12 protein-coding genes are annotated in these 13,824 nt (G+C 61.6%); 8 read left to right on the forward strand and 4 right to left on the reverse strand.

Going from position 1 to position 13,824, the window contains the following annotated elements; all coding sequences use genetic code 11:
* Window positions 1-153: 153 nt before the first annotated feature.
* The 7 genes from KGA96_RS06350 to KGA96_RS06380 all read left to right on the forward strand — a co-directional run bounded on the left by KGA96_RS06350 (window position 154) and on the right by KGA96_RS06380 (window position 7,208).
* Window positions 154-1,719 carry an MBOAT family O-acyltransferase gene (locus KGA96_RS06350; protein ID WP_046041949.1) on the forward strand — a complete coding sequence of 522 codons (1,566 nt, stop codon included), beginning with the start codon at window positions 154-156 and terminating at the stop codon, window positions 1,717-1,719.
* 11 nt (window positions 1,720-1,730) lie between these two features.
* Window positions 1,731-2,903 (forward strand): alginate O-acetyltransferase, encoded by a 1,173-nt coding sequence (locus KGA96_RS06355; RefSeq protein ID WP_046041948.1) that lies wholly within the window; start codon window positions 1,731-1,733, stop codon window positions 2,901-2,903.
* A 14-nt stretch (window positions 2,904-2,917) separates the two neighbouring features.
* Entirely contained in the window at window positions 2,918-3,574 is a 657-nt protein-coding gene (locus KGA96_RS06360) for an alginate O-acetyltransferase AlgF (protein ID WP_046041947.1), read from the forward strand.
* Between the two features lie 125 nt (window positions 3,575-3,699).
* Entirely contained in the window at window positions 3,700-5,151 is a 1,452-nt protein-coding gene (locus KGA96_RS06365) for a mannose-1-phosphate guanylyltransferase/mannose-6-phosphate isomerase (protein ID WP_046041946.1), read from the forward strand.
* Window positions 5,152-5,439: 288 nt separating this feature from the next.
* Window positions 5,440-5,904 (forward strand): multidrug transporter, encoded by a 465-nt coding sequence (locus KGA96_RS06370; protein WP_223465444.1) that lies wholly within the window; start codon window positions 5,440-5,442, stop codon window positions 5,902-5,904.
* Between the two features lie 33 nt (window positions 5,905-5,937).
* Window positions 5,938-6,762, forward strand: coding sequence for an SDR family oxidoreductase (locus KGA96_RS06375; RefSeq protein ID WP_223512043.1), 825 nt, complete (start codon window positions 5,938-5,940; stop codon window positions 6,760-6,762).
* Window positions 6,763-6,809: 47 nt separating this feature from the next.
* Window positions 6,810-7,208, forward strand: coding sequence for a DUF4440 domain-containing protein (locus KGA96_RS06380; protein ID WP_223512045.1), 399 nt, complete (start codon window positions 6,810-6,812; stop codon window positions 7,206-7,208).
* Window positions 7,209-7,217: 9 nt separating this feature from the next.
* On the opposite strand, the gene KGA96_RS06385 is transcribed toward KGA96_RS06380, so the two are convergent.
* The 4 genes from KGA96_RS06385 to KGA96_RS06400 form a co-directional block, all read right to left on the reverse strand.
* Window positions 7,218-8,081 carry an HlyD family secretion protein gene (locus KGA96_RS06385; RefSeq protein WP_046041943.1) on the reverse strand — a complete coding sequence of 288 codons (864 nt, stop codon included), beginning with the start codon at window positions 8,079-8,081 and terminating at the stop codon, window positions 7,218-7,220.
* Between the two features lie 39 nt (window positions 8,082-8,120).
* Complete coding sequence (locus KGA96_RS06390; RefSeq protein WP_007896379.1) at window positions 8,121-8,321, reverse strand: DUF1656 domain-containing protein; 201 nt, start codon at window positions 8,319-8,321, stop codon at window positions 8,121-8,123.
* Window positions 8,311-10,503 carry an FUSC family protein gene (locus tag KGA96_RS06395; RefSeq protein ID WP_223465445.1) on the reverse strand — a complete coding sequence of 731 codons (2,193 nt, stop codon included), beginning with the start codon at window positions 10,501-10,503 and terminating at the stop codon, window positions 8,311-8,313. Before KGA96_RS06395 ends, KGA96_RS06390 begins: the two co-directional genes overlap by 11 nt.
* A gap of 139 nt (window positions 10,504-10,642) precedes the next feature.
* A complete protein-coding gene (locus KGA96_RS06400) occupies window positions 10,643-12,142 on the reverse strand; it encodes an efflux transporter outer membrane subunit (protein ID WP_223512047.1) in 1,500 nt (499 codons plus the stop codon).
* Between the two features lie 190 nt (window positions 12,143-12,332).
* Here KGA96_RS06400 and KGA96_RS06405 point away from each other — a divergent pair, with 190 nt between their 5' ends.
* Window positions 12,333-13,301, forward strand: coding sequence for a LysR family transcriptional regulator (locus KGA96_RS06405; RefSeq protein WP_046041939.1), 969 nt, complete (start codon window positions 12,333-12,335; stop codon window positions 13,299-13,301).
* Window positions 13,302-13,824: the final 523 nt, after the last annotated feature.

Genomic DNA, 13,824 nt, shown 5'->3' on the forward strand with positions numbered 1-13,824 from the left:
TCATCAGGTTTTAGGGGTGCTTCGCACCCCAGCGGGAGCAAGCTCCCTCGCCACAGGTAAGTGCGCAGCATGCAATACATCCCCCGGATTTCTGTGGGGGGTTTGGGGGGGCCGTTGGCCCTTGACTGTTGGTTCAAACAAGGAGAGATCGGGATGGTTTTTTCGTCCAACGTGTTCCTGTTTTTGTTCTTGCCGATCTTCCTCGGCTTGTACTACCTGAGCGGGCAACGCTATCGCAATTTGCTGCTGCTGATTGCCAGCTACGTGTTCTACGCCTGGTGGCGTGTGGACTTCCTCGCGCTGTTCGCCGGCGTCACGCTGTGGAACTACTGGATCGGCCTGAAAGTCGGTGCCGCCGGGGTCAGGACCAAACCGGCGCAGCGCTGGCTGCTGCTCGGCGTGGCCGTCGACCTGTGCATCCTCGGCTACTTCAAGTACGCCAACTTCGGCGTCGACAGCATCAACGCAATGATGACGTCGGTGGGCCTTTCGCCATTCATCCTGACCCACGTGCTGCTGCCGATCGGGATCTCGTTCTACGTCTTCGAGTCCATCAGCTACATCATCGACGTCTACCGTGGCGACACCCCGGCGACCCGCAACCTGATCGACTTCGCGGCGTTCGTGGCGATCTTCCCGCACTTGATCGCCGGCCCCGTGTTGCGTTTCCGCGACCTGGCCGACCAGTTCAACAACCGCACCCACACCCTCGACAAGTTCTCCGAGGGCTGCACGCGGTTCATGCAGGGTTTCATCAAGAAAGTCTTCATCGCCGACACTCTGGCGGTGGTGGCCGACCACTGCTTCGCCCTGCAAAACCCGACCACGGGCGATGCCTGGCTCGGCGCGCTGGCGTACACCGCGCAGTTGTATTTCGACTTCTCCGGTTACAGCGACATGGCCATCGGCCTGGGCCTGATGATGGGTTTCCGCTTCATGGAAAACTTCAAGCAGCCGTATGTCAGCCAGTCGATCACCGAGTTCTGGCGGCGCTGGCACATCAGCCTGTCGACCTGGCTGCGTGACTATCTGTACATCACCCTCGGCGGTAACCGCAAAGGCACGCTGATGACCTATCGCAACCTGTTCCTGACCATGTTGCTCGGTGGTCTGTGGCACGGCGCGAACATCACCTACATCGTCTGGGGTGCGTGGCACGGCATGTGGCTGGCGATCGAGAAAGCCATCGGCCTGAACACTTCTCCACGCAGCTTCAACCCGATCCGCTGGGCACTGACCTTCCTGCTGGTGGTGATGGGCTGGGTGATCTTCCGCGCAGAAAACCTGCACGTCGCCGGTCGCATGTACGGCGCGATGTTCAGCTTCGGCGACTGGTCGCTGTCGGAACTCAACCAGGCCAGCCTCACCGGTCTGCAAGTGGCGACCCTGATCGTGGCTTACGTAACCCTGGCGTTCTTCGGCCTGCGGGATTTCTACACCAATCAGCCTCCGGCCAAGACCAAGCCTGCGGTGAACGTCGACGCCGACGGCCCGGCCGCTGCGACACCGGGAACGATCAAGGCCGTGCCTGGGGATAACCCCGCGAGCATCCACCAGCCTGGCTACACCGTCGGCGTCGAAGCCCAGGTGCAACCGGCCTACTGGACCGCTGACTGGTCGCGCTACGTGATGCGTGCGCTGGTGCTGCTGCTGTTCATTGCCTCGATTCTCAAACTCTCGGCGCAAAGCTTCTCGCCGTTCCTTTACTTCCAGTTCTGAGGGATCTGACCATGACCCGCTCATTACGCATCTTCTACATCGCGCTGTTCCTGGTGACCCTGCTGGTGCTCGGTCTGTGGTCGGTGCGCAGCTTCTTCGGCTTCAGCACCAACGCCGATGCGACGGTGCTCAACGGTCGCTGGACCAAGGCCGTGGAAACGCACTACGACGACGAGTTCCCGATCAAGCGCCTGGGCACCAACCTCTGGGCCGCGCTGGATTTCAAACTGTTCAACGAAGGTCGTCCGGGTGTGGTGCTCGGTCGCGACCAGTGGTTGTACAGCGATGAAGAATTCCACCCGGTGGTCAACGAAGAGCTGAACCTGCAAGGCAACTACGCGCTGGTCGAAGGCGTACGCCAGACCCTGAAAGAGAAAGGCGTACAACTGGTGATGGCGGTAGTGCCGGCCAAGGTGCGCCTGTACCCGGAACACCTCGGTGAAGTGAAACCGGCGAGCATCCACGCCAACCTCTACAAGGACTTCCACCAGCGCCTGGCCGCCGACCGGATTCCGGCCCCTGACCTGCTCGGCCCGCTGCAACAGGCCAAGCAGAATGGCCAGCAAGTGTTCCTGCGCACCGACACCCACTGGACGCCGCAAGGCGCCGAGATCGCCGCCAACCGTCTGGCCAAAACCATTGCCGACCAGTACCCGCTGAGCGGCGAGCCGCAGCGCTTCGTCACCGAACCTGCGGAGACCATCACGCACAAGGGCGACCTGCAGTTGTTCCTGCCGCTCGACCCGCTGTTCGAAAACCTGATGCCGGCGCAAGAGCCACTGCAAAAGCGCAACACCGTGGCAGCGGATGACCAGCCGGCCGGTGACGATGCCCTGTTCGCCAACACCGAAGTGCCGGTGGCCCTGATCGGCACCAGCTACAGCGCCAACCCCAACTGGAACTTCGTCGGTGCGCTCAAGCAAGCGCTGCACAGCGACGTGGTCAATTACGCCGAAGACGGCCACGGCCCGATTCTGCCGATGCTCAGCTACCTCAAGAGCGATGCCTTCAAGAACAGCCCGCCACAGGTGCTGATCTGGGAGTTCCCTGAACGATATCTGCCTGTGAACAACGAAATCGGCGACGCCGACCCGCAGTGGGTCGCAGAGCTTAAACAAGCCGGCGCCCGCCAACAAAACGTAGCCATCAACAAATCCGAGACGCCCGACCGGGCGCAAAACTGAAAGAGAGGTACACCATGACTTTCACTACAACTCCTCGTCGTCTCGCCAAACGCATTGCCCTGGTTGCCGGCCTCAGCGTGCTGTCGGTACAGGCTTTCGCCGGTGGCGACGCCGCCCTGTACGGCCCGACCGCACCGAAAGGCTCGACCTTCGTGCGTATCTACAACGCGAGCAACTCCGAAGTCAGCGCCACCGTCGGCAGCACCAACCTGAGCGATGTCGCGCCACTGTCGAGCAGTGACTTCAGCTTCATGCCGGGCGGCGACTACAGCGCCAAGGTCGGTAGCCAGAGCCTGCCGGTGAAACTGGCCGGCGACCACTATTACACCCTGGTCAACAACGCCAGCGGCGCACCGCAACTGATCGAAGAGCCGCCGTTCAAGAACAAGCAGAAGTCCCTGGTACGCGTGCAAAACCTGAGCGACAAGGCGCTGACCCTGAAGACCGCCGATGGCAAGACCGACGTAGTCCCGAACGTTGCACCCAAGGGTCGCGGCGAGCGTGAAATCAACCCGGTGAAGGTCAGCCTGGCCTTGTACGACGGCACCACCAAAGTCGGCGACGTGAAACCGGTCGCCCTGGAACGCGGTGAAGCCGCGGTGCTGTACGTCACCGGCAGCGGCAGCAGCCTGTCGCCGGTCTGGGTGAAACGCCCGGTGTCGACGCGCTAAACGATTTGCCTGGCTGACGCCGCTCCCACACTGAATCGCAGCGTCAGCCCGGACACGGAACAAAAACAAGAGTGAAACGACAGAACGCAGTAGCTCTAACCAATCGATATTCAAGGAGTAACAACATGATTCCGGTGATCTTGTCAGGTGGTAGTGGCTCACGTCTTTGGCCGCTTTCCCGTAAACAATTCCCTAAGCAGTTCCTGGCCCTGACCGGCGAACACACCCTGTTCCAGCAAACCCTGGAACGCCTGGTGTTCGAAGGCATGGACACGCCAATCGTGGTCTGCAACAAAGACCACCGCTTCATCGTCAACGAGCAATTGGCGGCGCGCAAGCTGGAGTCCCAGCGCATCCTGATGGAGCCGTTCGGTCGCAACACCGCGCCGGCCGTGGCCCTGACCGCGATGATGCTGGTCAATGAAGGTCGCGACGAACTGATGCTGGTACTGCCGGCCGACCACGTGCTGGAAGACCAGAAAGCCCTGCAACGCGCCCTGGCCCTGGCCACTGTCGCCGCTGAAAACGGTGAAATGGTGCTGTTCGGCGTGCCGGCCACCAAGCCGGAAACCGGTTATGGCTACATCAAGTCGACCAACGACTCGCTGCTGCCTGAAGGTGTCAGCCGCGTCTCGCACTTCGTCGAAAAACCTGACGTGAAGCGCGCCACCGAGTTCGTCCAGTCCGGTGGCTACTTCTGGAACAGCGGCATGTTCCTGTTCCGCGCCAGCCGCTTCCTCGAAGAGCTGAAGAAGCACGATCCGGACATCTACGACACCTGCCTGCTGACCCTGGAGCGCAGCAAGCAAGATGCCGACACCATCACCTTCGACGAAGCCACCTTCGCCTGCTGCCCGGACAACTCCATCGACTACTCGGTGATGGAAAAAACCCAACGCGCCTGCGTCGTGCCGCTGACCGCAGGCTGGAGCGATGTCGGCTGCTGGTCGTCGCTGTGGGAGGTCAATGCAAAAGACGCCAACGGCAACGTCACCAAAGGCGACGTGGTGATCCAGGACAGCAAAAACTGCATGATCCACGGCAACGGCAAACTGGTGTCGGTGATCGGCCTGGAAAACATCGTCGTGGTCGAAACCAAGGACGCCATGATGATCGCCCACAAGGACAAGGTCCAAGGCGTGAAGCAGATGGTCAACACCCTCAACGAACAGGGTCGCAGCGAAACCCAGAACCACTGCGAGGTCTACCGTCCGTGGGGCTCCTACGACTCGGTGGACATGGGCGGCCGCTTCCAGGTCAAGCACATCTCGGTCAAGCCGGGCGCGTGCCTGTCGCTGCAGATGCACCACCACCGCGCCGAGCACTGGATCGTGGTCAGCGGCACCGCTGAGGTGACCTGTGATGAAAACGTGTTCCTGCTGACCGAGAACCAGTCGACCTACATTCCGATCGCTTCGGTGCATCGGCTGCGTAACCCGGGGAAGATCCCGTTGGAGATCATCGAAGTTCAATCGGGTAGCTACCTGGGCGAAGACGATATCGAGCGGTTTGAAGATATCTACGGGCGTTCGACACCGGTTGAGCGTGGCGTGGCGGTGAAAACCATCGCGCAATAACGTTCAGTAAAACAAGAAGCCCTCGTCCAGCCTGCTGCGTTCCCTATCCGCAGCAGGCTGGGCGGGTTTTTTTTTGCACTGGGTTTTTTATTGCTTTACCTGGCCTCATCGCGAGCAGGCTCGCTCCTACAGGGTATTAGGTTGATCACAGATTTTGTGCTCGGCTCGGTCTAATGTGGGAGCGAGCCTGCTCGCGATGGGGCCAGTCAGCACGCCACCGAATCGCCCATCGCCAACCCCACCCGCGCTTAGGTAGGATGACTCTCTCTACTCCCGAGATTTCACGTCATGTTCATCGGCGTCCTGCTGGTCATCACCTGGCTGATCCTGTTGCTGCGCTATCCGGCCAAGGCCTTGCCCGTATCCCTGGCGGCTGCCGTGGGGCTGGGCATCGTCGCCACCTGGGTCATCTGGATGGACCACCGCGAACTCAAGCAACTGCAACGCCTGGAGTTGCGCATCAGTTACGCGCCACAACAATGTCCCGCCGACCGCCCATTGCAATTGACCCTGAACAACGGCAATGACGTGCCGCTGACTGAGTTGCGGTGGCGGGTTGCGGCTTATGCACCGGGCGATACGGTGAACCTGGCCGACAATCAATACACCGCCCCGCGTTATCGTGGCCCTGGTGAATTGCAGGCCGGTGGCAAATGGGAAGACTGTTTGCCGCTGCCGCCACTGCGTCCTGGCTACCGTCCGGAAACCCTGGAGTTTCGCGCCGAGCGATTGCAGGGTAGTTTTTCCGACTGATCCTTCCCCCATTTTTTGCACAAGGAATGCGCCATGCCCGTTGCGTTGATTACCGGTTGCTCCAGCGGCATTGGCCGCGCCCTTGCCGATGCGTTCAAGGTCGCCGGCTATGAAGTCTGGGCCAGTGCGCGCAGGGCTGAAGATGTCGCTGCACTCACCGCCGCGGGTTTCACGGCCGTACAACTGGATGTCAACGACGGCCCGGCACTCGAAGCCTTGAGCGAGCGAATCAACCAACAGACCGGCGGCCTCGACGTACTGATCAACAACGCGGGTTATGGCGCCATGGGGCCGCTGCTCGATGGTGGCGTACCGGCCATGCAACGCCAGTTCGAAACCAATGTGTTCGCTGTCGTTGGCGTCACTCGCGCGATGTTTCCCGTGCTGCGCCGGAGCAAAGGATTGGTCGTGAATATCGGCAGCGTTTCGGGTGTTTTGGTCACGCCATTCGCCGGAGCCTACTGCGCCTCGAAAGCCGCCGTGCATGCCTTGAGCGATGCCTTGCGCATGGAACTGGCGCCGTTCGGTGTGCGGGTCATGGAAGTCCAGCCGGGGGCCATCGCTTCCAGCTTCGCAAGGAATGCCGGGCACGAAGCCGAGCAACTGATCAGCGAACAGTCTCCATGGTTTCCGCTGCGCGAAGGCATACGCGCCCGAGCGAAGGCCTCTCAGGACAACCCGACCCCGGCCAATGAGTTTGCCGCCGGTTTGCTCAAGGCTGTGCAGCAGGACAAGCCACCGCGACTGGTGCGCCTGGGTAATGGCAGCCGCGCGTTGCCGCTGCTGGCCGGGTTGTTGCCCAAGGGGCTGCTGGAATCGGGGTTGATGAAGCGGTTCGGGTTGCGTGGGCAGCTCTGACACCGCGAAGGCGTCAGAACAGACACCACAGAATCTCAGGAAACAAAATGACCGACTACACCGAATACTTCAAAGAAGTGATCCAGGCCCACGTGGCCATCGAACAATGGCTGGCCGAAGAACGCGACGCATCCGAACTCGAAAAACTGCTGACACGTTTTTCGCCGCAGTTCTCCATGGTCTCTCCACTCGGCCGGGTGCTGGATTTTGACGCGCTGAACGAATTGTTCACCCTGGCGGGCGGCAAGAAGCTCGGCTTCCGCATCGAGCTCAGCGAGTTACGCGGCATTGCGCTCTACGACGGCGGCGCGACCGTGAGCTACCGCGAGCAACAGACCGATGCGACCGGGCTGCACTCGGATCGTCGCTCCACGGTCGTGTTCGAGAAGCAGGCGGATGGCCGGGTGATCTGGCGGCATTTGCATGAGACGTTTTGCAAGGAGTGAACCTCTGTCTTATGCCCCATCACCTTGCTTGACCACCACCGTACAAGTAATCCCCGCCGCCAACAGCACACCCTCCGGCACTTCATCGATGTGAATCCGCACCGGCACCCGCTGCGCCAGGCGCACCCAGTTGAACGTCGGGTTCACATCAGCAATCAGTTCGCGGCTCTCCGGGTTGTCGCGGTCGTAGATGCCGCGCGAGATGCTTTCCACATGGCCCTTGAGCACTTCGCCGCTCATCAGTTGCATGTCGGCCTTATCACCGACGCGCACATGGGGCAGCTTGGTTTCTTCGAAGAAGCCGTAGACCCAGAACGAGTTCATGTCGACCACGGCCATTTTCGCCTCGCCGATGCGCGCATAGTCGCCGCGGTGCACGTTGAGGTTGGTGACGTAGCCGTCCACCGCCGCGCGCACTTCAGTGCGCTTGAGGTTGAGTTCGGCGGCTTCCAGTTGCGCCTGGGCCTGCTGGTAATCGGCCAGGGCCGAGTCGGCGAGGTTACTGGCGTCATCGCGGTTTTCCCGGGAAATCACCAGGTTGTCCATATCGGCGCGACGATGGGCGTTGACCTTGCGCATCTCCCAGGTCGCCTTGCGCGATGCCACCAGGCTTTGCGCCTGTTTCACCGCTAGACGGTAGTGCTCGGGGTCGATCTGCATCAGCAAATCGCCCTTCTTCACCAGCTGGTTGTCGCGCACCGGCACCTCCACCACTTCGCCGGTGACGTCGGCGGCGACGTTGATGATGTCGGCGCGCACGCGGCCGTCGCGGGTCCATGGCGTGTTCATGTAGTGCTCCCACAAGGAGCGGCCGATCCACAGCGCGAGGGCCAGCACCAGCAAGGTCGCGAGCAGGCTGAAAAACTTTTTCATCGGGGCATTCTTCAGAGATAGAGAGTCAGTGATAGAGAGTCAACGGTAGACAGTCAGCGCCAACGCGCCGAACAGACAGGTAAACAGGCTCAGGCGCAGCAACGCCGGATGCCAGAAAAAACGGTACAGGTCGAACCCGGACAGAAACCGGTCCAACGCCCAGGCAAGCGCCGCCGCGATGAAAAACATCAGGGTCATGGTCGGCATGTACACGCCGTGGAAGGCGATTTCACGAGGCATGTTCAAGTCCTTGGGGCTGGCTGCTTGCGAAGGCGGCGAGCGGAGATTGCGGATCGAGCAGCGAGGTGCGGATGAAGTGCAGGTAGCTCTTCACCCGGCGCAACGCTGAGGTATCGAAGTGCGGGGCGAAGGGTTCGTCGGTGGACTGCACATGGCTGATCGCGTGATCGACGGCGATCAGCGCGCGTTCGAGGTTGCTGCTGTTCGGTTGCAGGAACAGCCGCACCAGCGCACGACCCATCACCCGGATCGCCTGGCGCCACGGCTGGGATTCGGCATAGGCCGGATGCACCGGCAGAATCGCCTGTTCCTTGCGCAACTCGATGATCGAGTGACCGACTTCCAGCACCACGAACATCCAGCGCAGCAAGTCCCGCTGCACTTGCGGTTGACCCGCCGCGAAGCCGTAGGCCTGATGCACCAGATCGCGGGTGCGGCTTTCGAAACTCGACGCCAACCCCTTGAGCTTGCCGCTGATGGCGTACACCACCTGACCGCGCAAATCCTGCTCCAGCCGACGCCACAGCCAGCGGCTGTTGGGCGGCAGAATGATCGCCCCGGCCGCTGCGCACACCAGCATGCCCAGCACCATGGCGATGTAGTCGTTGATGAAGGTGTAGGGGTTGTAGACCGTGAGGTTGTCCGGCACCGATCCGGTGCTGAAGAAAATCAGCAAGCCCAGGCCGACGCCGACATATTGCGGCCGCGAAGTCAGGAACGAGCCGAGTACGATCACCGGCGCGAGCATCACGCACAGCAACGGAAATCCGTCGATCCACGGAAAAATGAAAAACATCTCGACGAAGCCGATCAGCGCCCCGAGCAACGTCCCGCACGCCATCTGAAAGGCCATGCGTTTCGGGTTCGGGGTGGCGGCGGACAGGCCCACGGTCGCGGCCGCAATCAGGGTCATGGTCGCGCCGCTCGGCCAGGCGGTTGCCACCCAATAACTGCCCAATACCACCAGGATGAACGCTGCGCGTATCCCCGATGCTGCCGCTGCCATCCAGTTGGTTTGCGGAGTGAACGGCTCGTCCCAGCGCTCCCGTTCGTGACTGTGATCGGCCAGGGAGGCGTGGGTCTGTGCATAACTGTGCAGGTCGTCGACGAAGCGATAGAGCAGTTCGTAGGCGGTGTGGAAGTCCAGCAATTCGTCGTCGCTCGGTTCGCTCTCCTGAAAGATCGCCCGCAGGCTGCGCACCCGCGCCGGCAACCCTGCCTTGTATGTGCTCAGCGCCGTAACCAGACGCGCCGCATCGGCGCTGGTCAGCGCACGGCCACTGAAGCCGTCGAGTAATTCGGCGAGGTCTTGCAAGCCCGGTTTTATCGCCGCCACGGCATGATCCGTATTGTTGCTGCGCAAGCGTTCGAGCAACTGATGCAGGGCATTGAAGCGCGTGGTGATGCCCATGAACTCACTGTTCAGGCGGCTGAGCCGGCCATTGCGCCGACGCATGTGCGGGTCTTCGAACACAGTGACGCTGCGCAAGCCTTCCAGGCCCACGGCTTCAGCGATGAAACGCACGTTGCCGGCCTCGAACGCCTCGCGCTGACTGCGGCCACGCAAGCCGTCGGTGACGAACAGGGCGAACACGCCAAAGCGCTGATACAGGGCATTGCGCATGGCGGCGCTGGCGGTTTGCGGCAGGATGGCGGCACTGATCAGTGTCGAACAGAGAATGCCCAACGAGATTTCCAGCACCCGCCAGACCGCCGCCATGAACGCGCCGTCCGGGTGAGCCAGCGCGGGCAAGCCGACCATCGCCGCGGTGTATCCGGCGAGTACGAAACCGTAGGCGCGGAAGTTGCGGCAGCGGGTGGCGCCGGCCGTGCAGATACCTACCCAGATCGCCAACGAACCGAGGAACAGCTCGGTGTTCTGCGCAAACAGGGCGATCAGCGCAACCATCACCGCCGACCCGGCCAGGGTGCCGAGAAAACGATAGAAACTCTTGGCGAACACCTGGCCGCTTTGCGGCTGCATGACGATGAACACAGTGATCATCGCCGTGCGCGGTTGCGGCAGCTCCAGGCGCATGGCCAGCCACAGCGTCAGGAATGCCGCGAACAGCACCTTGAAGATGTAGACCCAGGTCACGCCGTCGCTGCGTGCCCAGTCGAAGAAACCCCGACGCCATTCAAGGGAGTACAGCCAACGCAAGGGTGCGGGCAAGGGAGTCATCAAATCCTGCTCAGTGAAGTTCGATAAAAACCGGCACCTTGTAGGAGTGAGCCTGCTCGCGATAGCGGAGTATCAGCCGGCATCAATACTGGATGTGCCGCCCTCATCGCGAGCAAGCTCGCTCCCACAGGTTTTGTGTTCAACGCAAAAGGCTCGGGATTTTCGGCGCCTGAGTCTGGCTGTCTTTCGGCACGTCGTTGCCGGCACCGAGGCCACCACCGAGCGCCGTCACCAACTCGGCATGAGCACTCAAACGCGCCGCCTGAACCTGCTGCTGCACTTGCTGCTGCTTGAACAGCAGGGTCTGGGCATTGAGCACGTTGAGGTAATCGGTCAGCCCACGCTGGTAGGCGATCATCGCGATGTCGTAGGTCTTCTGCGCAGTGGCCACCGACTCGGCGGCGAAAGCCTGCTGCTTGTCCATGGACTCGCGGCGGATCAACTGGTCGGAGATGTTTTTCAGGGCATTGACCAGGGTCTGGTTGTACTTGGCCACGGCGATGTCATAGCCGGCCGAGGCTTCACCCAACTCCGAGCGCAAACGCCCGCCATCGAAGATCGGCAAGGAAATCGCCGGCCCCACGCTGTAGTTGAGCTTCTTGCCAGTCAAGAACTCCAGGGCCCCGCCGCCGGTGGCCATGTAGCCGAGGCTGCCGACCAGATCGACGTTCGGATAGAACCCGGCATGGGCAACATCGATGCCCCGCGCCTGCGCCGCCACTTGCCAGCGGCTGGCGACCACGTCCGGGCGTTGGCCGAGCAATTGCGCCGGCAGCGACGACGGCAGTTTCAGCGGCGCACCCAGTGACAGCGTTGGCCGCTGCAACTGCGCGCCCTCCCCCGGCCCCTTGCCGGCGAGGGCGGCGAGCTGGTTGCGGCTCAAGGCGATTTCTTCGTCGAGGGCGTCGATCTGGCGATGGGTTTCCGGCAGCGGCGTCTCGGCCTGGCTGACCTCGAAATGGGTGCCGATGCCACCGCTCAGACGCTTTTGCGCCAGTTCAAGGATCTGCTGTTGCTGCTTCAGGGTCGCTTCGACGATGTCCCGCTGGGCGTAATGCAACGACAACTCGATGTAGACCCGTACGATGTTGTCCTGCAATTCAAGCTGAGCCTGGCGAGCTTCGGCGACGCTCATGTGCGCCATGTCTACGGCGCGCTCGGTGGCATTGCTTTCGCGGCCCCAGAGGTCGAGGGCATAGCTGAAACCCAGCGCTGCGTTATTGTCCCAGGTGGTGCTGTTGGCCAGCTCGCCGGGGCCATAGAACTGGTCGGTAGGCCAGTTGTGACGCTTGAGGGTGGACTCGCCATTGATCTGCAGCGACTCGGCCGCTTCGGCCACACCGGCCATGGACCGGGCCTGACGCACCCGGGCGGCGGCCATGGCCAGGGTCGGGCTGCCTTGCAGGGCGAGGTCGATCCAGCGATTCAGCTGCGGGTCGCCATAGGCTTGCCACCATTGTGCGGTGGGCCAGTGCGCATCCTGCGCGGCGCTCTGGATCGCCTCGTCGGTGGCCAGTGAATTGGCCTCCAGCACCTTGCCCTGCGGGGCAATACCTCCGGTTCCGATGCAGCCGCTGATTGCCAGGGTTAAAGCCAAAACACTGAGCGGCTGAAGCGCTCTGCTGATGCGACGCGGCACTGCTGCGATTTCCTGAGGTGGGGAGTTTTGCGAGTTGCGCAATTCTATGGGGCGGCCTGAATGGCGATAAGCTGGGATTCCTGTGAATCTTTGTTACCGTTAACGAGATAATCCGTAAGTCGATCTTTAGTCGCCTGTAAATAAACAGAAACTTCGTGTCACAATTTGTCATTCGACGAGAGAGCACCCCATGGACACTTTGCAAAACATGCGCGCCTTCAGTTACGTGGCCGAAGCCGGCAGCTTCACCGCCGCCGCCGTGCAACTGGACACCACCACGGCCAACGTCTCGCGCGCGGTCTCCAACCTGGAAGCCCACCTGCAAACCCGCCTGCTCAACCGAACGACCCGCCGCATCGCCCTGACCGAAGCCGGCAAGCGTTACCTGTTGCGCTGCGAACAGATCCTGGCCTACGTCGAAGAAGCCGAAGCCGAGGCCAGCGACGCCCACGCGCGCCCGGCCGGGCAACTGAAAGTGCACACCATGACCGGCATCGGCCAGCACTTCGTGATCGACGCCATCGCCCGCTACCGCAAGACCCACCCGGACGTGACCTTCGACCTGACCATGGCCAACCGCGTGCCGGACCTGCTCGACGAAGGCTACGACGTGTCCATCGTGCTCGCCCGCGAACTGCCGGACTCGGGTTTCGTCTCCCAGCGCCTGGGCATCACCTACAGCATCGTTTGCGCCTCTCCGGCCTACGTCAAAGCCAACGGCTGCGCACAAAAACCCAGCGACCTGCTCAACCACGCCTGTCTGCGCCTGGTCAGCCCGGTGATTCCGCTGGAGAAATGGGCCTTCGACGGTCCTGACGGCCAGGAAATGGTCACCATCAACAGCTCACCGTTCCTGGTGAACTCCGCCGACGCGATGAAATCCGCGATCATCAGCGGCATGGGTGTTGGCGTCCTGCCGCTGTACGCCGCAATAGAAGGCCTGCGCAACGGCACACTGGTGCGCGTGATGCCCAACTACCGCTCGCAGGAACTGAACCTGTATGCGATCTACCCGTCGCGCCAGTACCTGGATGCGAAGATCAAGACCTGGGTCGAGTATTTGCGCGGATCGTTGCCGGAATTGCTGGCGGCGCATCAGGCGGAATTGGCGGCATATGAACTGAGCGGGAGTTTGGGTGGGGTTCGGGTGGCGAATTGATCCATCGGGTCAAAGATTGATTCCTTGCGGGAGCGAGCAGGCTCACTCCCACAGAAGAGCAAAAACAGATCGGCGCCCCCCACGCTTCTCACCACTCATCAGGCCGAGCGTTAGCTCGCCTGCAGCTCTTGATCTTGATCCACCCGCCCCCTCGGAAGGCTGAGTGGAGGCGTTTATCCGGGGATTGGCGCGTAGCGCCGTTCGACGCAGTCGAACTCATTGCATGTAGGTCGAAGCGAAGCCGACCGGAGGGCAATGCCCCCGGATGAATGCCGGAGCGAAGGCACGCCGAGCCCCAGCGAGGGGCCGGACGTTCGGGGCGAGCGCTTTTTTTGCTTACTTTTTTTGAGGCGCTTGTTAAAAAAAGTGAGTCGCCGTAAGGGCGAAACCATAGGTGGCCGTTACAGAAGAAACGGATATGTACACGGTCAACCAAGAACATGGTCGGCCCAGAGGCCGCCAAGACCAAACCAAACCGCAAACTGACAGCGCCGTCAGTTAGCCGTCACCCTCCTGACCAGCA

This window comes from Pseudomonas sp. GL-R-26 (genome assembly GCF_019947365.1).
Lineage (GTDB): Bacteria > Pseudomonadota > Gammaproteobacteria > Pseudomonadales > Pseudomonadaceae > Aquipseudomonas.